Consider the following 535-nt stretch of genomic DNA (forward strand, 5'->3'; position numbering starts at 1 on the left):
GGATGATGATGTATTTATCGTCTCTGTCGACACTACCGCTGGCGGTGATTTCGAGGCGCAGCCAACCGCACCAGCCGCTGTCGAAACCACCATCAATGACGGCACCGCCACGGATGCACCAACCCTGACATTGACTGGCGATGCCTCTGTCATTGAAGGTGACTCAGCCAGCTATACTTTGACCCTTTCAGAAGCGCCGACAGCAGACTTTACTGTCACCGTAGTGATTGGGCACAAGACTACGGAAGACGGTGATGTCACGCCGGTGACCCGTGATGTGGTGATCGCGGCAGGCACCACGTCTGTCGACTTTACCGTCGATACCCTGAACGACAGCCTCAACGAATCGGCGGATGATGATGTGTTTACCGTCTCTGTCGACAGCACCGCTGGCGGTGACTTTGAAGCGCAGCCAACGGCTCCAGCTGCCGTCGAAACCACCATCAATGACGGCACCACCACGGATGCGCCAACCCTGACCCTGACGGGCGATGCCTCAGTGAATGAAGGCGAAGCGGCCAGTTACACCTTGACG

At 57.4% G+C, this 535-nt stretch carries 1 protein-coding gene; it reads left to right on the forward strand.

The genetic code is table 11. The annotated features are described in order from the left end of the window. The coding region (locus tag G5S52_RS23475; protein WP_368737501.1) for an immunoglobulin-like domain-containing protein at window positions 1-535 on the forward strand (535 nt) is incomplete at both ends.

Source organism: Grimontia sedimenti, from assembly GCF_011045095.1.
Lineage (GTDB): Bacteria > Pseudomonadota > Gammaproteobacteria > Enterobacterales > Vibrionaceae > Enterovibrio > Enterovibrio sedimenti.